Source organism: Psychrobacter sp. PL19 (assembly GCF_017875835.1).
Taxonomy (GTDB): domain Bacteria; phylum Pseudomonadota; class Gammaproteobacteria; order Pseudomonadales; family Moraxellaceae; genus Psychrobacter.
On the sequence record NZ_JAGING010000001.1, the window covers coordinates 1,617,641 to 1,635,086 of the forward strand.

Annotated in this window: 13 protein-coding genes; 7 read left to right on the top strand and 6 right to left on the bottom strand. The window is 42.6% G+C overall.

Annotated features, from left to right (window positions below; genetic code table 11):
* Positions 1–153 precede the first annotated feature (153 nt).
* The 6 genes from H4W00_RS06605 to H4W00_RS06630 all read right to left on the bottom strand — a co-directional run bounded on the left by H4W00_RS06605 (position 154) and on the right by H4W00_RS06630 (position 9,387).
* Positions 154–1,026: a TIGR03915 family putative DNA repair protein gene (locus H4W00_RS06605; protein WP_209956787.1), complete on the bottom strand. Its 873-nt coding sequence runs from the start codon at positions 1,024–1,026 to the stop codon at positions 154–156.
* Between the two features lie 220 nt (positions 1,027–1,246).
* Positions 1,247–2,515 carry a putative DNA modification/repair radical SAM protein gene (locus tag H4W00_RS06610; RefSeq protein WP_209956788.1) on the bottom strand — a complete coding sequence of 423 codons (1,269 nt, stop codon included), beginning with the start codon at positions 2,513–2,515 and terminating at the stop codon, positions 1,247–1,249.
* Positions 2,516–2,923: 408 nt separating this feature from the next.
* Positions 2,924–3,400 (bottom strand): transcription elongation factor GreA, encoded by a 477-nt coding sequence (gene greA, locus H4W00_RS06615; protein ID WP_209956789.1) that lies wholly within the window; start codon positions 3,398–3,400, stop codon positions 2,924–2,926.
* Positions 3,401–3,739: 339 nt separating this feature from the next.
* The gene (gene carB, locus H4W00_RS06620; protein ID WP_209956790.1) at positions 3,740–7,018 is read right to left on the bottom strand and encodes a carbamoyl-phosphate synthase large subunit; all 3,279 of its coding nucleotides are present in this window, start codon (positions 7,016–7,018) and stop codon (positions 3,740–3,742) included.
* 126 nt (positions 7,019–7,144) lie between these two features.
* Positions 7,145–8,386 (bottom strand): glutamine-hydrolyzing carbamoyl-phosphate synthase small subunit, encoded by a 1,242-nt coding sequence (gene carA, locus H4W00_RS06625; protein WP_209956791.1) that lies wholly within the window; start codon positions 8,384–8,386, stop codon positions 7,145–7,147.
* A gap of 449 nt (positions 8,387–8,835) precedes the next feature.
* Positions 8,836–9,387, bottom strand: coding sequence for a phosphatase PAP2 family protein (locus H4W00_RS06630; RefSeq protein WP_209956792.1), 552 nt, complete (start codon positions 9,385–9,387; stop codon positions 8,836–8,838).
* A 193-nt stretch (positions 9,388–9,580) separates the two neighbouring features.
* Here H4W00_RS06630 and H4W00_RS06635 point away from each other — a divergent pair, with 193 nt between their 5' ends.
* The 7 genes from H4W00_RS06635 to H4W00_RS06665 all read left to right on the top strand — a co-directional run bounded on the left by H4W00_RS06635 (position 9,581) and on the right by H4W00_RS06665 (position 17,222).
* Positions 9,581–10,117, top strand: coding sequence for a gamma carbonic anhydrase family protein (locus H4W00_RS06635; protein ID WP_209956793.1), 537 nt, complete (start codon positions 9,581–9,583; stop codon positions 10,115–10,117).
* A gap of 67 nt (positions 10,118–10,184) precedes the next feature.
* Positions 10,185–10,913 (top strand): HAD family hydrolase, encoded by a 729-nt coding sequence (locus H4W00_RS06640; RefSeq protein ID WP_209956794.1) that lies wholly within the window; start codon positions 10,185–10,187, stop codon positions 10,911–10,913.
* 240 nt (positions 10,914–11,153) lie between these two features.
* Positions 11,154–12,249, top strand: a protein-coding gene (prfB, locus tag H4W00_RS06645) for a peptide chain release factor 2 (RefSeq protein WP_209956795.1) whose coding sequence is annotated in 2 segments (ribosomal slippage) — positions 11,154–11,225 and positions 11,227–12,249 — 1,095 coding nt in all. Because the reading frame shifts where the segments join, the coding sequence is not laid out codon by codon here.
* Positions 12,250–12,410: 161 nt separating this feature from the next.
* Positions 12,411–12,695 carry a pyrimidine/purine nucleoside phosphorylase gene (ppnP, locus tag H4W00_RS06650; protein ID WP_209956796.1) on the top strand — a complete coding sequence of 95 codons (285 nt, stop codon included), beginning with the start codon at positions 12,411–12,413 and terminating at the stop codon, positions 12,693–12,695.
* A gap of 893 nt (positions 12,696–13,588) precedes the next feature.
* Positions 13,589–15,373: an AMP-binding protein gene (locus tag H4W00_RS06655; protein ID WP_209956797.1), complete on the top strand. Its 1,785-nt coding sequence runs from the start codon at positions 13,589–13,591 to the stop codon at positions 15,371–15,373.
* A gap of 186 nt (positions 15,374–15,559) precedes the next feature.
* Positions 15,560–16,348 (top strand): SDR family NAD(P)-dependent oxidoreductase, encoded by a 789-nt coding sequence (locus tag H4W00_RS06660; RefSeq protein WP_209956798.1) that lies wholly within the window; start codon positions 15,560–15,562, stop codon positions 16,346–16,348.
* A 292-nt stretch (positions 16,349–16,640) separates the two neighbouring features.
* The gene (locus H4W00_RS06665; RefSeq protein ID WP_209956799.1) at positions 16,641–17,222 is read left to right on the top strand and encodes a L,D-transpeptidase family protein; all 582 of its coding nucleotides are present in this window, start codon (positions 16,641–16,643) and stop codon (positions 17,220–17,222) included.
* Positions 17,223–17,446: the final 224 nt, after the last annotated feature.

Below are 17,446 nucleotides of genomic sequence, written 5' to 3' on the forward strand. Positions count from 1 at the left end.
GATAAAACTCAACCTTAAGCAGGGGCTGAGGATGACAAATAGTTTTCAGTAGCGTCATATTTAAACCCTAATTAGCATTTAGTTAGTAGTGCATGAGAAAAATTTAATAATAGATAAAATTCCGTAGTAAATAAAGGCTAATAATAAACAAAGCTAACGACGTTTTTGTAAATGCTCTGCATCAGGAAGGAGTTGTTTTTCGCTTAAATATTTCCAATAACGCTGAGGTAAATACTGTCTATGCAAACGTGGGTTTTTGCGTTCTTTGATATTGACGTTAGTGAAGTAGCCTTGCCAAAACTGCTGATAGCGCTGTTCATCTACACTGTGCACGCTAGCAGGATTACGCAATACCGCATCATCAAGGTTAGTTATAGTTTGTAAGTTGGCAGGACGAGACCGGGTGCTTTTACTTTTATCATAATAAACACCATAACCGCGGCTGAGATCATAAATCGCCCAGTGCTGATCCTGATAGCGCTGACGAAAATGCTCACCAATTAGTGGTAAGACATTGAAATCAGGTTCTACTCTAGCAAAATAGATATCATCATTGGTATGCTCGAAGCGTACAAAGGCTTCCATTCGGTGCTTTTCACGGCCAACAGACTTGACGGTTTGTGCTAACTGTAAAACGTTTAGGTTGCCTAAGTCTTCCATAACTGCTCGATCAGGATAGTCGATAGCGTACTTTACCACTTGGAATAAAGTTGTTCCGATATCCACTTTTTCAGATAATAAACCCCATAAAATCTGGCGCAACCCAGAACGCCCAATCAGATTATTGAGCTTAACCAGCACCCTTTGCGCTTTATCTGCCTCAGTTGCAACGCTGGTCGCATAATCTATTAATGAAGGTACGTAGCAGTCATAAGCTGTTAGCTGGAGCGCTGTATTATGTTGAATTCTATGAGCATAGACATAAAATACCGCACTGAGCCACCCTTCAAAACTTGGCTCATAAAGCACAATACTGGGCGTTAAATGACCAATAGGGTAAATCGTGTCTGGTAGCTGTTGTGACATGGTTCATCCTAAAGTAGTCTTAAATATTCTACACAGTCAGTACATTATTATAAACGACTCTCTTTCATTTTGAACTGACTGTAGTGCTATATAGCGGACAAAAAATTTCTAGCCTACTGTGTGATTACGTCATTCCAGAGACTACAAAAATTTCTTTTAGCTATAGTGAACTTATTTTAAAAGGGTTCAGCTATGTCAGCTTTATCAAAGTAAGTCCTGATTAAAATAAGGCCAACTGGCCACTGCGCTGGTCTTTAAATTTAGTTTGCGTTTGTGCCAGCACATACTGGCGAAAGTTATCTCGGGTTAGATGCGCGAGATGTTCATTTTTACCCGTAGTAGCAATGAAGTATTTAGCACGGTTGACCGCCGCGCCCATCTTTTTTAAATGGTATAGAGTCAGCTGATTAAAATTACGTGCTTTGAGAATTTTTTTTGCAGTTTTGGTACCAATTCCCGGAATGCGTACGATCATCTCGTAAGACGCGGTCTGAATATTAACAGGGAAATGCTCGCGATGACGGATGGCCCATGCCAGTTTTGGGTCACAGTCTAGGTCCAAAAACGGCGAGTCAGGTTCAAGAATTTCATGAGCGCCAAAGCCATAAAAACGCATTAACCAGTCGGCTTGGTACAGACGGTTTTCACGTACCATCGGCACTGGCGTGCCAATAGCAGGTAGGCGGCTATCCGCTAGCATCGGTACATAGCCTGAGTAGTAAACACGTTTGAGATCATATTGTTTATAGAAATGACTCGATAACTGAATCACTTGTAGATCCGTCTCATTACTGGCACCGACGATCATCTGGCTAGTCTGACCTGCGGGTACAAATTTGGGCGCTTTTTTATGAGTTTTACGACTCTCACGGATAGTAATAATTTCTTCTTTTATGGTTGCCATCGGCGCTTTTAATTGTTCATGCGACTTTTCTGGCGCCAGTAAAGCAAGGCCAGATTTGGTGGGTATTTCAATATTGACGCTTAAGCGATCCGCATACAGTCCAGCCTCTAGTAATAACTCTTTCGAGGCACCAGGAATGGTTTTTAGATGAATATAACCGTTAAAGCGCTCACGGGTACGTAATATCTTTGCCACTTCAACCAGTCGCTCCATTGTATAGTCACCACTTTTAAAGATACCGGAGCTTAAGAATAAGCCTTCGATATAATTACGACGATAAAATTGCATGGTCAAATCAACCACTTCTTCGACACTAAATGCCGCGCGCGGTGTGTCGTTACTTTTTCTAGAAGTACAGTAAGCACAATCATAAATACAGTGATTGGTGAGCAAGATCTTAAGTAGACTGACACAGCGTCCATCTTCGGTATAGCTGTGACAAATGCCTGACTGTGACGCATCGCCTAGACCGCCACCTTGGTTTTTACGAGTACCAGCGGAGGAAGAGCAAGAGACATCATACTTAGCCGCATCCGCTAAGATATTGAGTTTGCCCTGCAATCTTTCATAATTGATCGTTGCCATAACTGGGGATTTACCAATTAATTTATGAAGGTTTATTTTATCAAATATGTTGGTAAGTCATTGTAAATAAGAAAGAATCGAGAAAACAATGCGACAATTAGTGTCGTCCAGTAGCGGTTGTCAACACATAATAACAAACAAAAAATAATTATTTTTACCCACGAAAAAAGGCCTTGAGTGATCAAGGCCTTTAGAATAATGCTAGAGCGTCATAAATGGCTGTATTTCCGCCAAATTGCGTCCGATAGCTAGCTAATATAGTTATAATATTTTCAAAATAATTCGGGTTTGGCGAAAATATATTTCGTTTTTATCGTCATAATCCAATTGATGATAGGCCCAAGCAATAATAACTAAATAGTTCGGTGTCTAAGGTGCTATTAAAATAATCTATTAGATACTGTCAAATTATCCGTAGATTACTTCCATAACCTCGTATTCAACCACGCCTCTTGGGGTTTCGATACGCGCTTCATCGCCTTTATATTTACCAATCAGGCCACGGGCAATAGGCGAGTTAACCGAGATTTTACCGCCTTTAAAGTCGGCTTCATCATCACCGACGATTTGATAGCGTTTCTCTTCCTCAGTATCCATATTTTCAATGACCACCGTCACGCCAAATACTATTCGACCTTCTTTCGGTAAGGTAGCGATATCTATCACTTGCGCGCCACCAAGTTTGGCTTCGATGTCACGGATACGTGCTTCACAAAATCCTTGCTGCTCACGAGCGGCATGGTATTCAGCATTTTCTTTTAGATCGCCGTGTTCACGGGCTTCAGCGATTGACGCTGTGATGCGCGGACGATCAATGGTTTTTAACTGCTTTAACTCGGCTTCTAAAGCCGCATGTCCTTGCGGAGTCATAGGGTAGCGTTGCATGTTTTTTCCTTAAACCAATAACATCACACCACCTCCTACTCTTAGTGAATAGTGAGATGGTGTTGGCGTTATTGCAATCAGTGTGGAATATAAAAAAGGGTGGCGTTAAGGCTGCTTAATTGTTAGGTTAATAGTAATTTTCAAGTCTATTTAGTCGCAAGTTGGCGTATTTTTAACTTATACATTCACTAACCAATCAACAATGGGCCTACGTAATAAAAAGCATAGTTGCCGTTTAGCCACTATGCTTTTTGAGTTTAGAACGGTCGTTTTAAAAATATTAACCAGTCTTTAGTAGGATTTTCAGCAAGCCCTACGGTTATGCTTAATTTACTGAATTTATTCAGCCACGTCAATAGCCTTTGCTTGCTCATGCAAATCTTGTAGCTTATATACCTCAAATGGCAGGTCGATCGCATAAGATTTGCAGACCGCGTCGGCTGCTCCTAAAGTAGTGACATAAAAGACTTTGCCTTGTAAAGCGCTACGGCGAATGGAGAATGAATCCTCTTGTGCTTGTTTGCCTTCAGTGGTGTTAATGATTAAATTAATCTTACCATTTTTTAGAGCGTCAACGATATGTGGGCGACCTGCAGTAACTTTGTTAATTTTCTGACAGTCAATACCGTTTTCTGCCAGTACTTTCTGCGTGCCCGTGGTGGCTACAATGTTGAAGCCAAAGTCTGCAAGCTGACGAGCGATAGGAGATATTTGCGCCTTGTCGCTGTCGCGAACTGAAATAAAGACAGTTTTAGTTTCGCCTGCAGTGGGTAAGCCAGGTAAGCGCTCATTACTACCGATAACGGCCTTGTAAAAAGCTTCGCCAAAGGTCTTACCAACGCCCATCACTTCACCAGTTGATTTCATCTCAGGGCTCAAGATAGGATCGACACCAGGGAATTTAGCAAACGGGAAGACGGCTTCTTTGACTGCAAAAAATGAGGGAACAATTTCCTTGGTAAAGCCTTGCTCTTTAAGTGAAGTGCCAGCCATACAGCGTGCAGCAACTTTTGCCAACGAGGCACCGATACATTTAGAGACAAAAGGTACGGTACGTGCGGCACGTGGATTAACTTCTAAAATATAAACGGTCTCACCCTTTACGGCAAACTGGACGTTCATTAAACCAATAACGCCCAGCTCTTTCGCCATAGCGACGGTCTGCTCGCGCATAACGTCGCATAATTCATCTGATAGCGAGTAGGGTGGTAACGAACAGGCGGAGTCACCTGAATGCACACCAGCTTGTTCGATATGCTGCATAATACCACCGATGACCACGTCGGTGCCGTCGCAGATACAGTCTACATCGACTTCGATAGCGTCGTCTAAGAAACGGTCAAGCAATACCGGTGCTTCATTTGAGGCCTGTACCGCAGTGCGCAAGTAATGTCTTAACTCGTCTTCGTTATAAACGATTTCCATCGCGCGCCCACCCAACACATATGATGGGCGTACTACTAATGGATAGCCAACGTCCTTGGCTTTTACCAAGCCGTCTTCTAAGCTGGTCGCTAGGGCATTAGTCGGTTGGATAAGATTCAACTGTTGAATCATATGCTGGAAGCGCTCACGGTCTTCAGCGCGGTCAATCGCATCAGGGCTAGTACCGATAATCTTAACCCCAGCGGCTTCAAGGGCGCGGGCCAGTTTCAGTGGGGTTTGTCCGCCGAATTGTACGATAACGCCATCAGGCTTCTCGATCCGTACGATTTCTAATACGTCTTCTAGAGTGATTGGTTCAAAATATAAGCGATCTGAGATATCATAATCGGTCGAAACTGTTTCAGGGTTACAGTTGACCATGATGGTCTCGTAGCCGTCTTCACGCATTGCTAGCGCGGCATGGACACAGCAATAGTCAAACTCGATACCTTGACCAATACGGTTTGGACCACTGCCGATAACCATGATTTTTTTCTTATCAGACGGCTTGGCTTCACACTCGCTATCATAAGTAGAATACATGTAGGCAGTGCTGGTCTCAAATTCTGCCGCACAAGTATCCACACGTTTATAGACCGGATGCACAGCCAAATCCCAACGCTTGGTACGCAGTTGCTTTTGTGATATACCTAGCAGTTTGGCCAAGCGCAAATCTGATAAGCCTTTACGCTTAAAGCGACGTAAGTTTTTCTCAGTTAAACCACCAAAACCTAATGCTTTAACGGTCGCTTCAGTGTTAACAATGTCTTCAATTTGTACTAAGAACCAAGGGTCAATTTTAGTGAAATTAAATATTTCATCGACCGTCATACCAATACGGAAGGCATCAGCCACATAGTAGATACGTTCAGGCGTGGGAATAGTTAAGCGATTGGTAATCTCAGAACGGGCTTTATCAGCGCTAAGCGCGCCGTCTTTTATAGCAGCAAAGTCAATTTGCTCATCAAAACCATCTGAGCCAGTTTCCATACCACGTAAGGCTTTTTGCATGGATTCTTGGAAGTTACGGCCGATAGCCATGACTTCACCCACTGATTTCATCTGAGTTGATAACGTATTATCGGCTTGTGGAAATTTTTCAAAGTTAAATCTAGGTATCTTAGTGACTACATAATCAAGCGCAGGCTCAAAGCTGGCTGGGGTTTTGCCACCGGTGATGTCATTTTGCAATTCATCAAGCGTATAACCGACAGCCAATTTGGCGGCGATTTTAGCAATGGGGAAGCCCGTGGCTTTTGATGCCAATGCTGATGAGCGCGATACGCGTGGGTTCATTTCAATCACAACCATACGACCGGTGTCAGGATTGATACCGAACTGCACGTTAGAGCCGCCAGTTTCAACACCAATCTCGCGTAGTACTGCCAATGAGGCGTTACGCATGATTTGGTACTCTTTATCGGTCAAGGTCTGTGCTGGCGCAACCGTGATAGAGTCGCCAGTATGTACGCCCATCGGGTCAAAGTTTTCAATCGCACAGATGATGATACAGTTGTCGTTTTTGTCACGAACCACTTCCATCTCGTACTCTTTCCAACCAATCAAGGACTCATCGATGAGCAATTGATGGTTCGGCGATAAGTCAAAGCCGCGCTCACAAATTTCGATAAATTCATCACGGTTATACGCGATGCCACCACCGGAGCCACCCATGGTAAATGAAGGGCGAATGATACAGGGATAGCCCATTTTTTCTTGGGTCGCAAACGCTTGTTCCATGGTTTCAGCGGTTTCAGCACGTGGACATTCTAGGCCAATACGTTTCATGGCTTTATCAAATAAGTTGCGGTCTTCTGCCATCTCAATCGAATCTTTGGTCGCGCCAATTAACTCGCAATTATACTTGGCTAATACACCATGTTTGTCCAACTCTAAGGCACAGTTCAGTGCCGTTTGTCCGCCCATGGTTGGCAAGATAGCATCAGGGCGTTCTTTAGTAATAATTTGCTCAACCGTTTGCCAAGTAATCGGTTCAATATAAGTGGCATCAGCCATCGCTGGGTCAGTCATGATGGTTGCAGGGTTGGAGTTGACCAAGATGACGCGGTAGCCTTCTTCTTTTAGCGCTTTACACGCCTGTGCACCTGAGTAATCAAATTCGCACGCTTGCCCGATGACGATAGGGCCTGCGCCAATGATAAGAATGCTTTTTATGTCGGTACGTTTTGGCATAATTAGGGCTACCTTCGTTTAAGTGATATTTTAATTGAGGTGTACTTTGAATTTTTATTTGTTGCGACAGTAGACGCACTAATTGCTCTTAGCGCCTTTTCTATTTATTACTGTTTTTATATTAGATTAAGCTTGGGCTGTTTTAGCCGCTTCCATCATTTCAGCAAACTTATCAAATAATGGCGCACAGTCATGCGGACCAGGGCTGGCTTCTGGATGACCCTGGAAGCTAAAGACGGGCTTGTTAGTCAGCTCGATACCTTGGTTAGTACCATCAAATAATGAGCGATGAGTAGATTTGACATTATCGGGCAAAGTATCTTCATCAACGGCAAAACCATGATTTTGACTGGTAATCATCACCGTACTGGTTGCTAAATCTTGTACGGGATGGTTGGCACCATGATGGCCAGTCTTCATTTTAATGGTACTTGCGCCGCTGGCGAGACCAATCAGCTGATGACCCAAGCAGATACCAAAGGTAGGAATATCGGTCTGCTCGATAATGTGACGGACGCTATCGATAGCGTAAGTACAAGCCGCTGGATCGCCAGGACCATTGGATAAGAAAATACCGTCTGGATTCATGGCTAGCACATCGGCGATAGGCGTTTGGGCTGGAACAACGGTAACGTGACAGCCACGGTCAACCAGCATACGTAGGATATTGGTCTTGCTACCAAAGTCATAGGCGACCACGTTATATTTTACTTCAATATGAGTGCCAAGTTGTTTGAAGAAGCCACCAGTACCGCTATCATGAGCACCCGCTGTGTCACGGTTGAGTAGGGTATCTGACAATTCCCAGGTACCTGCTGTCCATTCAAAGCCATCAGGATTACAGCATTCTTTTGCCAAGTCCATACCGGCTATACCAGCGAACTCTTGAGCCAGTTTAATGGCTTGTTGCTCATCATTAGTGCTGATGGTTTCGCCATCAGAGGCAGTCATGATACAGCCATTCTGTGCGCCTTTATCACGCAGTAAGCGTGTCAGCTGGCGCGTATCAATCTCAGCAATAGCAACCGTATCGTGCCGTTTCAAGTAGTCAGTTAAAGATTCAGAATTACGGAAGCTAGAAGTGACCATGGTTGAATCACGAATGATGAGGCCTTCTGCCCAAATCTTGTGACCATTACCAGACTCTATATCCTCGCTATTGGTACCAGTGTTACCGATGTGTGGATAGGTTAGGGTAACCAATTGACGGGCGTAGCTGGGGTCAGTAAGGATTTCTTGATAGCCTGTCATGGCTGTATTAAACACCACCTCACCGACACGATGGCCTTGACTACCGATACTTACACCGCGAAAAATCGTACCGTCTGCTAGTGCCAAAATTGCTTGTAGTTCTGTCGATGAATTCAAGGGTTGCCTCCGCTGTGTTTAGTGAGTGCCATTATAATTTTTGGTTAAGATCTTCACCTAAGTGAGCAATTCTTATCTTTATAATTACCACTAAATAGAGTAAGACGAGCGTCGAAGGCAAAAATTTTCCACAAAAAAGCGAGAAGACATTATCAATGAGAACTACCAAACCCACTAGATAGTGAATGAGTAAATCGCATCATGTCCGCTCGCTTAGGCACAGATTTTGTGCATTATATATAACAAACGCCCAAATAGCCAGCCGATTTTGTAGCGTAGTAGCAAATAACTAAGTAGTCTGTTAAGAAATAGTGATAAATTTTTTGAGTTAACTGCTTGTTTTGAAATAGATATTAGTCTATTACTACTTATGTTATTAACCTTTAAAGCATCCTAATCAAAGTACTTTAAACAGGACAGGTATCAAAATTGAGACCTTAAAAATTAAGCTATTTAAATTGATAATGCACCGTTAGACCATAATAATCTGGCGCTAATGAAGGTGCAATGTACAATTGATCATTATAACTTTTGGTTAAATACATGCTACTAGCGACACCTAGTGCTGCCCCAGCCAATACATCGACTGCATCATGCTCGTCGGCCTCTAAGCGGCTATAGGCCACAAAGCTTGCGCCAATATAAGCTGGAATACTATATTCCAAGCCATAACGTTTGTGAATAAAGCTGGCACCTTGAAAGGCGACCGAGGTATGGCTTGATGGAAATGATTTATCATCGCTACCATTGGGTCGTTCCTTATCAATAATTGCTTTTAGCCCATAGGTCACCGCAAGATTAGTGCCGAACGCTTGATAAAATTGCTGACGCCCAGATTTATCATCCTTATAATATGTGCTACCGTAAGCAATTGCTGGTATCGCTATTGCGATAATATCGCCTGCTTTTTCAGTACCAGAGCTATTGGCGGCTTGAGCAGGACTGGCTATAATCAAGCTACTCGATAATAGTATAAAAGCTATATATCCTTTGCCGTTCATGGCTTTATTCCTTAAGCGTTTTATAGTTGAGTGATTATACTATTTGGACAATTATACTGTTTTTGGTGATGATATTATAAAGTCTATACTATTTTTTATAATCCTCTAGCAGCCATTGATCGCTACCTACTAATAAGTACTATCAACAATTACTATCAACAAGTGCTATCGACATAAATGACAAGGAGTCGTTATGATTTACCAATATTTAGACAAAACACCTGAGTTTGCCGTACCTTTTAATGGCTGGGTTGCTGACTCAGCACGCGTTATTGGTGATGTTTATTTAGGCCATCAAGCCAGCGTTTGGTTTGGTGCGGTCATTCGCGGCGACAATGAGCGTATTCATATCGGTGACTATAGTAACGTGCAAGAAAACAGTGTCATCCATACCGACCAAGGTATTGAGGTCAAAATCGGCAATCATGTCACCATTGGTCATTTAGCGATGTTACATGGCTGTGAAGTCGGTGATAATAGCCTAATTGGTATCGGTGCGGTGATACTCAATAATGCCAAAATCGGTAAAAACTGTATTATTGGTGCCAAAGCGCTCGTTACTGAGGGCAAAGAAATTCCAGATAATTCGCTAGTGATGGGCGCGCCTGCCAAAGTGGTCAAGACTTTAACGGACCAACAAGTGGTTATAATCAAATGGTCTGCGCTGCACTACGCTGCCCGCTGTCAAGACTTCAAGACTGGTTTAAAAGAAATTGAACAACCAGAGTAAACCTGTCTGAACTACTATAAACTTTATGATTTATGATTTATGATTTATGATCAACGAGACTTTTAATATGAGCACGTCTGCCACCAATACTGACACGCTATCCGATAATACAGAAAATACACTGCGTACATTAGCGTTATTTGACCTAGATCATACCTTGCTAGACGTCGATAGCGATTATTTGTGGGGCGAATATATTGTTACCCAGGGATTGGTTGATGAAGCTCAATACCGAACCGCCAACCAAGCTTTTTATGAGCAATACATTGATGGGTCGCTTGATGCCACCGAATATAATGAGTTTGTGGCCCAGTTTTTGACCACTCTGCCATTGACGCGTTTGCACGCTATACGGGAAGACTATATTAAATGTGAGATTGAACCACATATACGTCCAAAAGCTCTAGCAGTGCTGGGTGAGCATTTAAAGCTAGGTCATGACGTGGTGATTATTTCTGCGACTAATGACTTTGTAGTGTCTGCCATTGCTGAACGCTTTGGTATCGAGAACGTTAATGTCTTAGCTACGCCATTGGAGATTAAGGATCAGCGCTATACGGGTAAGTTACTTGATAAGCCTAATTTTAAAGAAGGCAAAATTTATCACTTGGATAAATGGCTTGATAAGCAACAAGCAGCGGGTATTAGCTTTGAGAAAACTTATGCCTACTCTGATTCTAAAAACGATATTCCACTACTTGAATGGGCAGATGTGGCTATTTGTGTGTCACCTGATGATGCCTTACATGCTCATGCGTTAGCGCATCGCTGGGCAGTAGAAGACTGGTCAATTTAGCTGGTCAATTTAGCAGAGCACTTTGATCTAATCTCATTTACAATATTGTCTTGCCGTTTGACTACTTCAAAGGGGATACAGAGAGGCTGTAGCAGTTTTTTTACTTAACCTTGCTCTCTCTGGCTTGTGCACAGCATCCCAAATTTTTTACCATCTTCAGATCAATGCTAGCGTCTCTAATCAATACCAGCGTTAAGTAGCGATTTTTAATCATTATCAAATGTATTTACAGGAAAAATTATGGAAATCAACCCGTATCAAGAAACCATCAAAGACCTCGCCGAGCGTGGACAGGATTTACGGAGGTATCTTTGACTTTGATGGCAAGCAAGAACGTCTAGAAGAAGTTAACTTAGAGCTAGAAAATCCTGAGCTATGGAATGATCCAGAGCGTGCGACCAAAATTAATAAAGAAAAAAGCCATCTTGATAGTGTTATCGATGTGGTGGTGTCACTTGAAACTATTTTAGAAGACGCGTCTGTCATGCTAGATTTAGCAGTAGAGGAAGATGACGAATTATTGCTAGCGGATGTACAAGCTGAATTAGATAGCGCTGAAAAACGCGTTGCTGACTTAGAGTTTCGCCGCATGTTTAGCGGTGAGATGGATCCTAATAATTGCTACTTAGATATTCAATCGGGTAGTGGCGGCACCGAAGCGCAAGATTGGGCGGAAATGCTATTACGCATGTATACACGCTGGGCTGAGGCACATGATTTTAAAGTTGAAGTGATTGAAGTGTCATCGGGCGGGGTCGCTGGTATCAAGTCTGCAACTATTGCTATCAAGGGCGATTATGCCTTTGGTTGGTTGCGCACCGAGATTGGTGTGCATCGCTTAGTACGTAAGTCACCGTTTGATAGTAACAATGGTCGTCATACTTCTTTTGCTGCGGTCTTTGTATCACCTGAAATCGATGATGATATCGATATCGATATCAACCCAGCTGATTTGCGTATAGACACCTACCGCTCAAGCGGCGCAGGCGGTCAGCATGTGAACACTACTGACTCGGCGGTGCGTATTACCCATGAGCCTACTGGTCTCGTAGTGACCTGTCAAAACGAGCGTAGCCAACATGGTAATAAAGCGACCGCTATGAAAATGTTACGTGCTAAGCTGTATGAGCTTGAAATGCAAAAACGTATGGAAAAGCAGCAAGCAGTCGAAGATGGTAAGTCTGACGTCGGTTGGGGCAGTCAAATTCGCTCCTATGTGCTTGATGACTCACGTATCAAAGACTTGCGCACTGGTGTTGAGACCTTTAACACTGGCGCAGTACTGGACGGTGATCTTGATCAGTTTATTGAAGCCAGTCTTAAAGCAGGACTGTAAGCATGCAAGCTTTTAAAAGTAATAGTATTAATTTGCTTAAAAGCCAATAAAGTGTGACTGAGAGAAATTTTGCAGCCTCTGGAGCGACGTAGTCATACAGCAAGCTAGAAATATTTTAGTCAGTATCAGGTAAGTTAAACAAATGTAATCTAAGGAGTATTATGCCAACTGTTAATAATTATTTTGACGATAAAGTAACCTCTATCGCCTTTCAAACGGCAACTAAAACTGCCACCGTTGGTGTTATGTCGATTGGTGAGTATGAATTTGGCACTAGTGAATTTGAGACTATGAGTGTAGTCAATGGCGCATTGACGGTTAAACTGCCAGAGAGTGACGAATGGCAAACCTTTGAAACGGGTCAGCAATTTACCGTTGAAGCGCAGCAAAAATTCAACGTTAAAGTTGCGGTAGAAACTGCTTATTTATGTGTTTATGGTAAATAGTGTTGTACTAGATTAAAGTGTCAAAATATTAAATAAAAACGTCAAACGTTTTACGCTTGGCGTTTTTCACGTTTACTTATGCCTAATATCTACTGATGCACAGCTGAGACCAAATGAGTAATTATAAATTCTTACGGTATTGCATAATATCAGTTTCAGTAGCGATACTTTTATAGAGGGCACGCGCTGGCGCATTGCTTTTTTGAGTGGTCCAATAAACACGGCGGCCACTTGTTTGACCCCTGCCGTCAAATCCGGACGACTGAACTTGGGATATATTATCGAGCGCCCCAGACAGCCGCATCTGTCAAGCACTGGTCGCAGAAGTGGTCAAGAACGTCGCCGATGAGCTGGGAAACACGCCTACCGTGTGCATTTCTTCTTATAATCATCCGATTGTTATTGAGCAATTTTTAGCAGGGCAGTTTTTTGAAACTTACTAACAAGCCCGTCGTGGTCGCACTAGAAAGCATCAGCGCTGCGAAGAAAAGGCCTTGCTAGGGTTTTTAAGAACATTGTCATAATATAGTTGATTCAATTTAAAAAAGGTACAGTGCTACTGGCATGAATTTTTTGCAGCCTCTGTCACGCTTGCGAACAGCAAACAAGAAAAATTTATACCAGTGGCACATTGCTATTGCTATACATGACCCTTTTTTATTGTGAACTGACTATAGCTTATGGTTTGCTAATCATTGCATTACCAAGTGTTCTATCACTAACTATTGCATTAGTATCTATAAAAATGATACGTTACGTATTGAAATAGTAATGAAGTCACGGTATTAATAAGTAAATTTAAATATAATATGCCAAAATGGTTTATATCGTATAACCTATCTTTATGTTTCTGTATTTTATTAGTTCAAACTCTATCGCTAAAGGATTAGCTCATGACTACTACCTCTGAACATGCAACCCCTACCGCAGCGGCGGCTTCTAATTTGACCGACACCGACACTCAAAGCTCACATACTGAGCATTCAGTATCAGTATCAGTATCAACGCCCAAAAGCTACGCTGACTATTATAATAACTTTGGTATGAATACGTTATTAGAAGAAATATTTGGTGCCCATCCTGATGACCGTTTAAATGCTTATATGGCCTGTTGTGGTCGCCATGTTCGAGATGGCCGCGCAGATAATACTGCCTTAGTTCATGAAGATACCGCAGGCAAAATGACACGCATGACCTTTGGTGAGTTGGATAATGCCAGTGCACAAGTGGCTAACTTATTGCAGTCTTATGGTGTGCAGGCAGGAGATAGGGTGGCCACTATGTTGCCTAGAACGCCTGAGCTATTGGTAGTAGTACTGGCCACATGGCGACTGGGTGCAATCTATCAGCCACTCTTTACCGCTTTTGGTTACGACTCTATCAAGTATCGTATGGATAAAGCCGAGACTAAAGTGGTATTCACCAATAATGACAATCGTGACAAGTTTAAAGACTTAGCGCAGCAAACCAAAATGGTGATGGTTGGCAGTCAAAGCGACAGTCAAACTTTGGGTGATGACAACTATTTTATTAAGCTGGCTGAGATAAGAGCCAAACAGCCGAAAATGACAGAACCTATTATTTTAGACACTGATGCGCCATTTTTGCAGATGTTTACCTCAGGGACGGTAGGTAAATCTAAAGGGGTCAACGTACCCTTAGCAGCGTTGCCAGCGTTTTATTTATATATGCGTTATGCGATTGATTTGCGCCAATCTGATAATTATTGGAATATGGCCGATCCAGGTTGGGCATATGGTCTGTATTACGCTATTACCGGGCCATTATTATTGGGTGTGACTACCTATTTTAATGAAGCCGGTTTTGACGCTGCTAATACTCGCGACTTTATGGTTCGGCATAAAATTACCAATCTGGCCTCTTCACCGACCGCCTTTCGCATGATGAAATCCAGTGGAGTATTTGAAGCGTTCTCTACAGACGCTGCTAATAACGACAGCAATAAATTGTCATTACGTTGTGCCAACTCAGCAGGTGAGACCCTTAATACTGAAGTTGTCGGTTGGGTAGAGAGTCATCTAGGCTGCAAGGTCTGTGATCAGTATGGACAAACCGAGACTGGTATGACTTGCTGTGAGCACCATGCGTTAGAACATAAAAAACCAGTTGGCTCTATGGGAATGGCGCTACCAGGGCATACGCTAGTAATATTAGATGATGACATGCAAGTATTACCTGATGGCGAGCAAGGACAGCTTGCAGTCGTAGTCAGTCAATCGCCAGCGTTTTATTTCCGTGGCTATAGCTGGAACGAAAAGCAAGCCTTTGCTGATGATTACTACCTGACTGGAGACATTGTAGAGCGCCACCATGATGGCAGCTACTGGTTCTCAGGGCGTGACGATGACATTATCATGACCGCAGGCTACCGAGTGGGCCCCACCGATGTTGAAAATACCGTATTAGAGCATGAAGCAGTCGCAGAGTCCGCTGCCGTAGGCATACCTGATGAAGTACGTGGGTGTATGATAAAGTCTTATGTGGTGCTTAAAGACGGCATCGAGGGCAGCGATGAGATTGCTCAGCAAATCAAAAATTTGGTACGCGAGCGTCTATCGGCACATGCTTATCCACGTGAAGTTGAGTTTATTAAAGAGTTACCAAAGACCCCAAGTGGCAAGATCCAGCGCTTTTTGCTACGCAGTTTATCGGCGTAAACTATTGACTGACTATCGGCTGAATAATATTGTTTTATAGACTAAGCGTGCTTTTTAATAAGTGTTATTGAGTAGTAATTCTTTAAAATAGCAATTTCTTTCTTCAAAGTAGAGCTTATTAAAAATAAAGCTGCTTAGAATAGGCCATCAATAAAATACTAGACAATGATTCGTTAAGGGATAATGATGAAAATTCAAGACAATAGCTTTTTAGTGACTGGCGGTGCATCAGGATTGGGTGAAGCGGTTGTGCGTGCTATCGTCGCTCAGGGTGGCAATGTGGTTATTGCAGATTTGAATGAATCAACTGGGCAAGCACTGGTCAAAGAGCTGGGCGATACTGCGCGCTTTATGCGTTGTGATGTTACTAGTGGTGAAGAGGTGCAAGCCGCTGTCACTTTAGCCGAACAAGCATTTGGTGGCCTGCAAGGGTCAATCAACTGCGCAGGTATTGCTGTCGTGCAGAAGCTGTTAGATCGCGATAACAATCCAGCTGATTTAGATGCTTTTAGTCGTGGCGTCAATATCAATCTAGTTGGCTCTTTTAATGTGGCGCGTTTGGTCGCTGCTAGTATCGCACGCCGAGTTGCAGCTGACAAAGACAATGGCGATACAGAAAAGAATGCAGATCAAGGCATCATTATTAATACTGCTTCCGTTGCCGCCTTTGATGGGCAAGTCGGCCAAGGTAGTTATGCGTCTTCCAAAGCTGGGGTTGTGGGACTAATGCTACCATTAGCGCGTGAGCTGTCGCGTCATGGTATTCGCGTGATGACTATTGCCCCTGGGGTATTTGCCACGCCAATGATGAATAGCATTCCTGAGAAAGCTCGTGAGCAGCTAGAAACGGCAGTGCCTTATCCTAAGCGCTTAGGCGAACCTAGTGAGTTTGCCAAACTAGTAACCCACATCATTGATAATAGCTATTTAAATGGTGAAGTGATTCGCCTAGATGGCGCGATTCGTATGGTTTAGAGCTGGTCTAGCTAGATGCCTACCTACGTTACAACGTGAGACTCTGTTATTGTACTATTTGTACCGTAACAGAGTTTTTTTAGTATTTTAGTTGACTGGTTTTTATCATATAGAACTCATTACGTAGATCTAAAACTAAGACTAAGACTAATAATATAAAAGAGATCTGCTACGATTCATTCTGCCGCTATCTGATTTTATTTAACCAATCTGTACACAGTTTTGCATAGCGCTTTGATAGAGTGTTGCACTACGATTAATACCCTTAAATATTGGTTGTAAGGAAAGGCTTATGCTGTTTTTTTATCCGAGTGCTAGCAAAAATATGCATTGGCTACTCATTGCCATTGGCCTGAGTATTAGTGCGTTCATGAGTACCAGTGCAATAGCTCATGTAAAAATTTCGTCTGTCACTGCAAAAAGCTCTTCAAATGATAGGCAAGATAGGGCTGTTATTGATAAGGTATTCGTCGATAAGTCTGAACGCACTTTGCAGTTATTAAGCGACGATAAAGTGATTAAATCCTATCGTATCGCCCTAGGTGGTAATCCAATAGGTCATAAGCAACAACAAGGTGATAAGCGTACGCCAATAGGCCGCTATACTCTTGATTATAAAAACGAAAAATCTAAGTTTTATCGTTCTATTCATGTCAGTTATCCGAATGCAGCTGACAAGGCGCGAGCTAAAGCGCTAGGTGTTAGTCCGGGCGGTGATATCATGATCCATGGACAAACCAATGGCCGCGGTCATCTGGCGTCGGTCACTCAACAACGCGACTGGACTGAAGGCTGTATTGCGGTTACTAACGATGAGATGGATGACATCATGGCAATGGTAGAGTTGGGAGTAGCGATTGAAATCGTTGAGTAAGGCTGATAAACCTTTGAGCTTATAATAAATGTCCTATTCATTTAAACCTCGACACTCCTTAAGTATCGAACCCATCTAAATTTGCTTATCACTCAATATTTTCTCTTGAAATATTTCTTTAAAATACTCATTAATTATTTATGATTAAAAGGATTGCTACTGTCAAATCCATAAGCAGTTTTTATCATTAGTAATAAGTAATTTGCTTATATTTTCTACTTATA

Excerpts from the sequence above, each read along its gene's own strand:
- H4W00_RS06605 (WP_209956787.1), bottom strand. The coding sequence starts at position 1,026 with ATGTCACAACAGCTACCAGACACGATTTACCCTATTGGTCATTTAACG.
- H4W00_RS06610 (WP_209956788.1), bottom strand. The coding sequence starts at position 2,515 with ATGGCAACGATCAATTATGAAAGATTGCAGGGCAAACTCAATATCTTA.
- greA (WP_209956789.1), bottom strand. The coding sequence starts at position 3,400 with ATGCAACGCTACCCTATGACTCCGCAAGGACATGCGGCTTTAGAAGCC.
- carB (WP_209956790.1), bottom strand. The coding sequence starts at position 7,018 with ATGCCAAAACGTACCGACATAAAAAGCATTCTTATCATTGGCGCAGGC.
- H4W00_RS06630 (WP_209956792.1), bottom strand. The coding sequence starts at position 9,387 with ATGAACGGCAAAGGATATATAGCTTTTATACTATTATCGAGTAGCTTG.
- H4W00_RS06635 (WP_209956793.1), top strand. The coding sequence starts at position 9,581 with ATGATTTACCAATATTTAGACAAAACACCTGAGTTTGCCGTACCTTTT.
- H4W00_RS06640 (WP_209956794.1), top strand. The coding sequence starts at position 10,185 with ATGAGCACGTCTGCCACCAATACTGACACGCTATCCGATAATACAGAA.
- ppnP (WP_209956796.1), top strand. The coding sequence starts at position 12,411 with ATGCCAACTGTTAATAATTATTTTGACGATAAAGTAACCTCTATCGCC.
- H4W00_RS06655 (WP_209956797.1), top strand. The coding sequence starts at position 13,589 with ATGACTACTACCTCTGAACATGCAACCCCTACCGCAGCGGCGGCTTCT.
- H4W00_RS06660 (WP_209956798.1), top strand. The coding sequence starts at position 15,560 with ATGAAAATTCAAGACAATAGCTTTTTAGTGACTGGCGGTGCATCAGGA.
- H4W00_RS06665 (WP_209956799.1), top strand. The coding sequence starts at position 16,641 with ATGCTGTTTTTTTATCCGAGTGCTAGCAAAAATATGCATTGGCTACTC.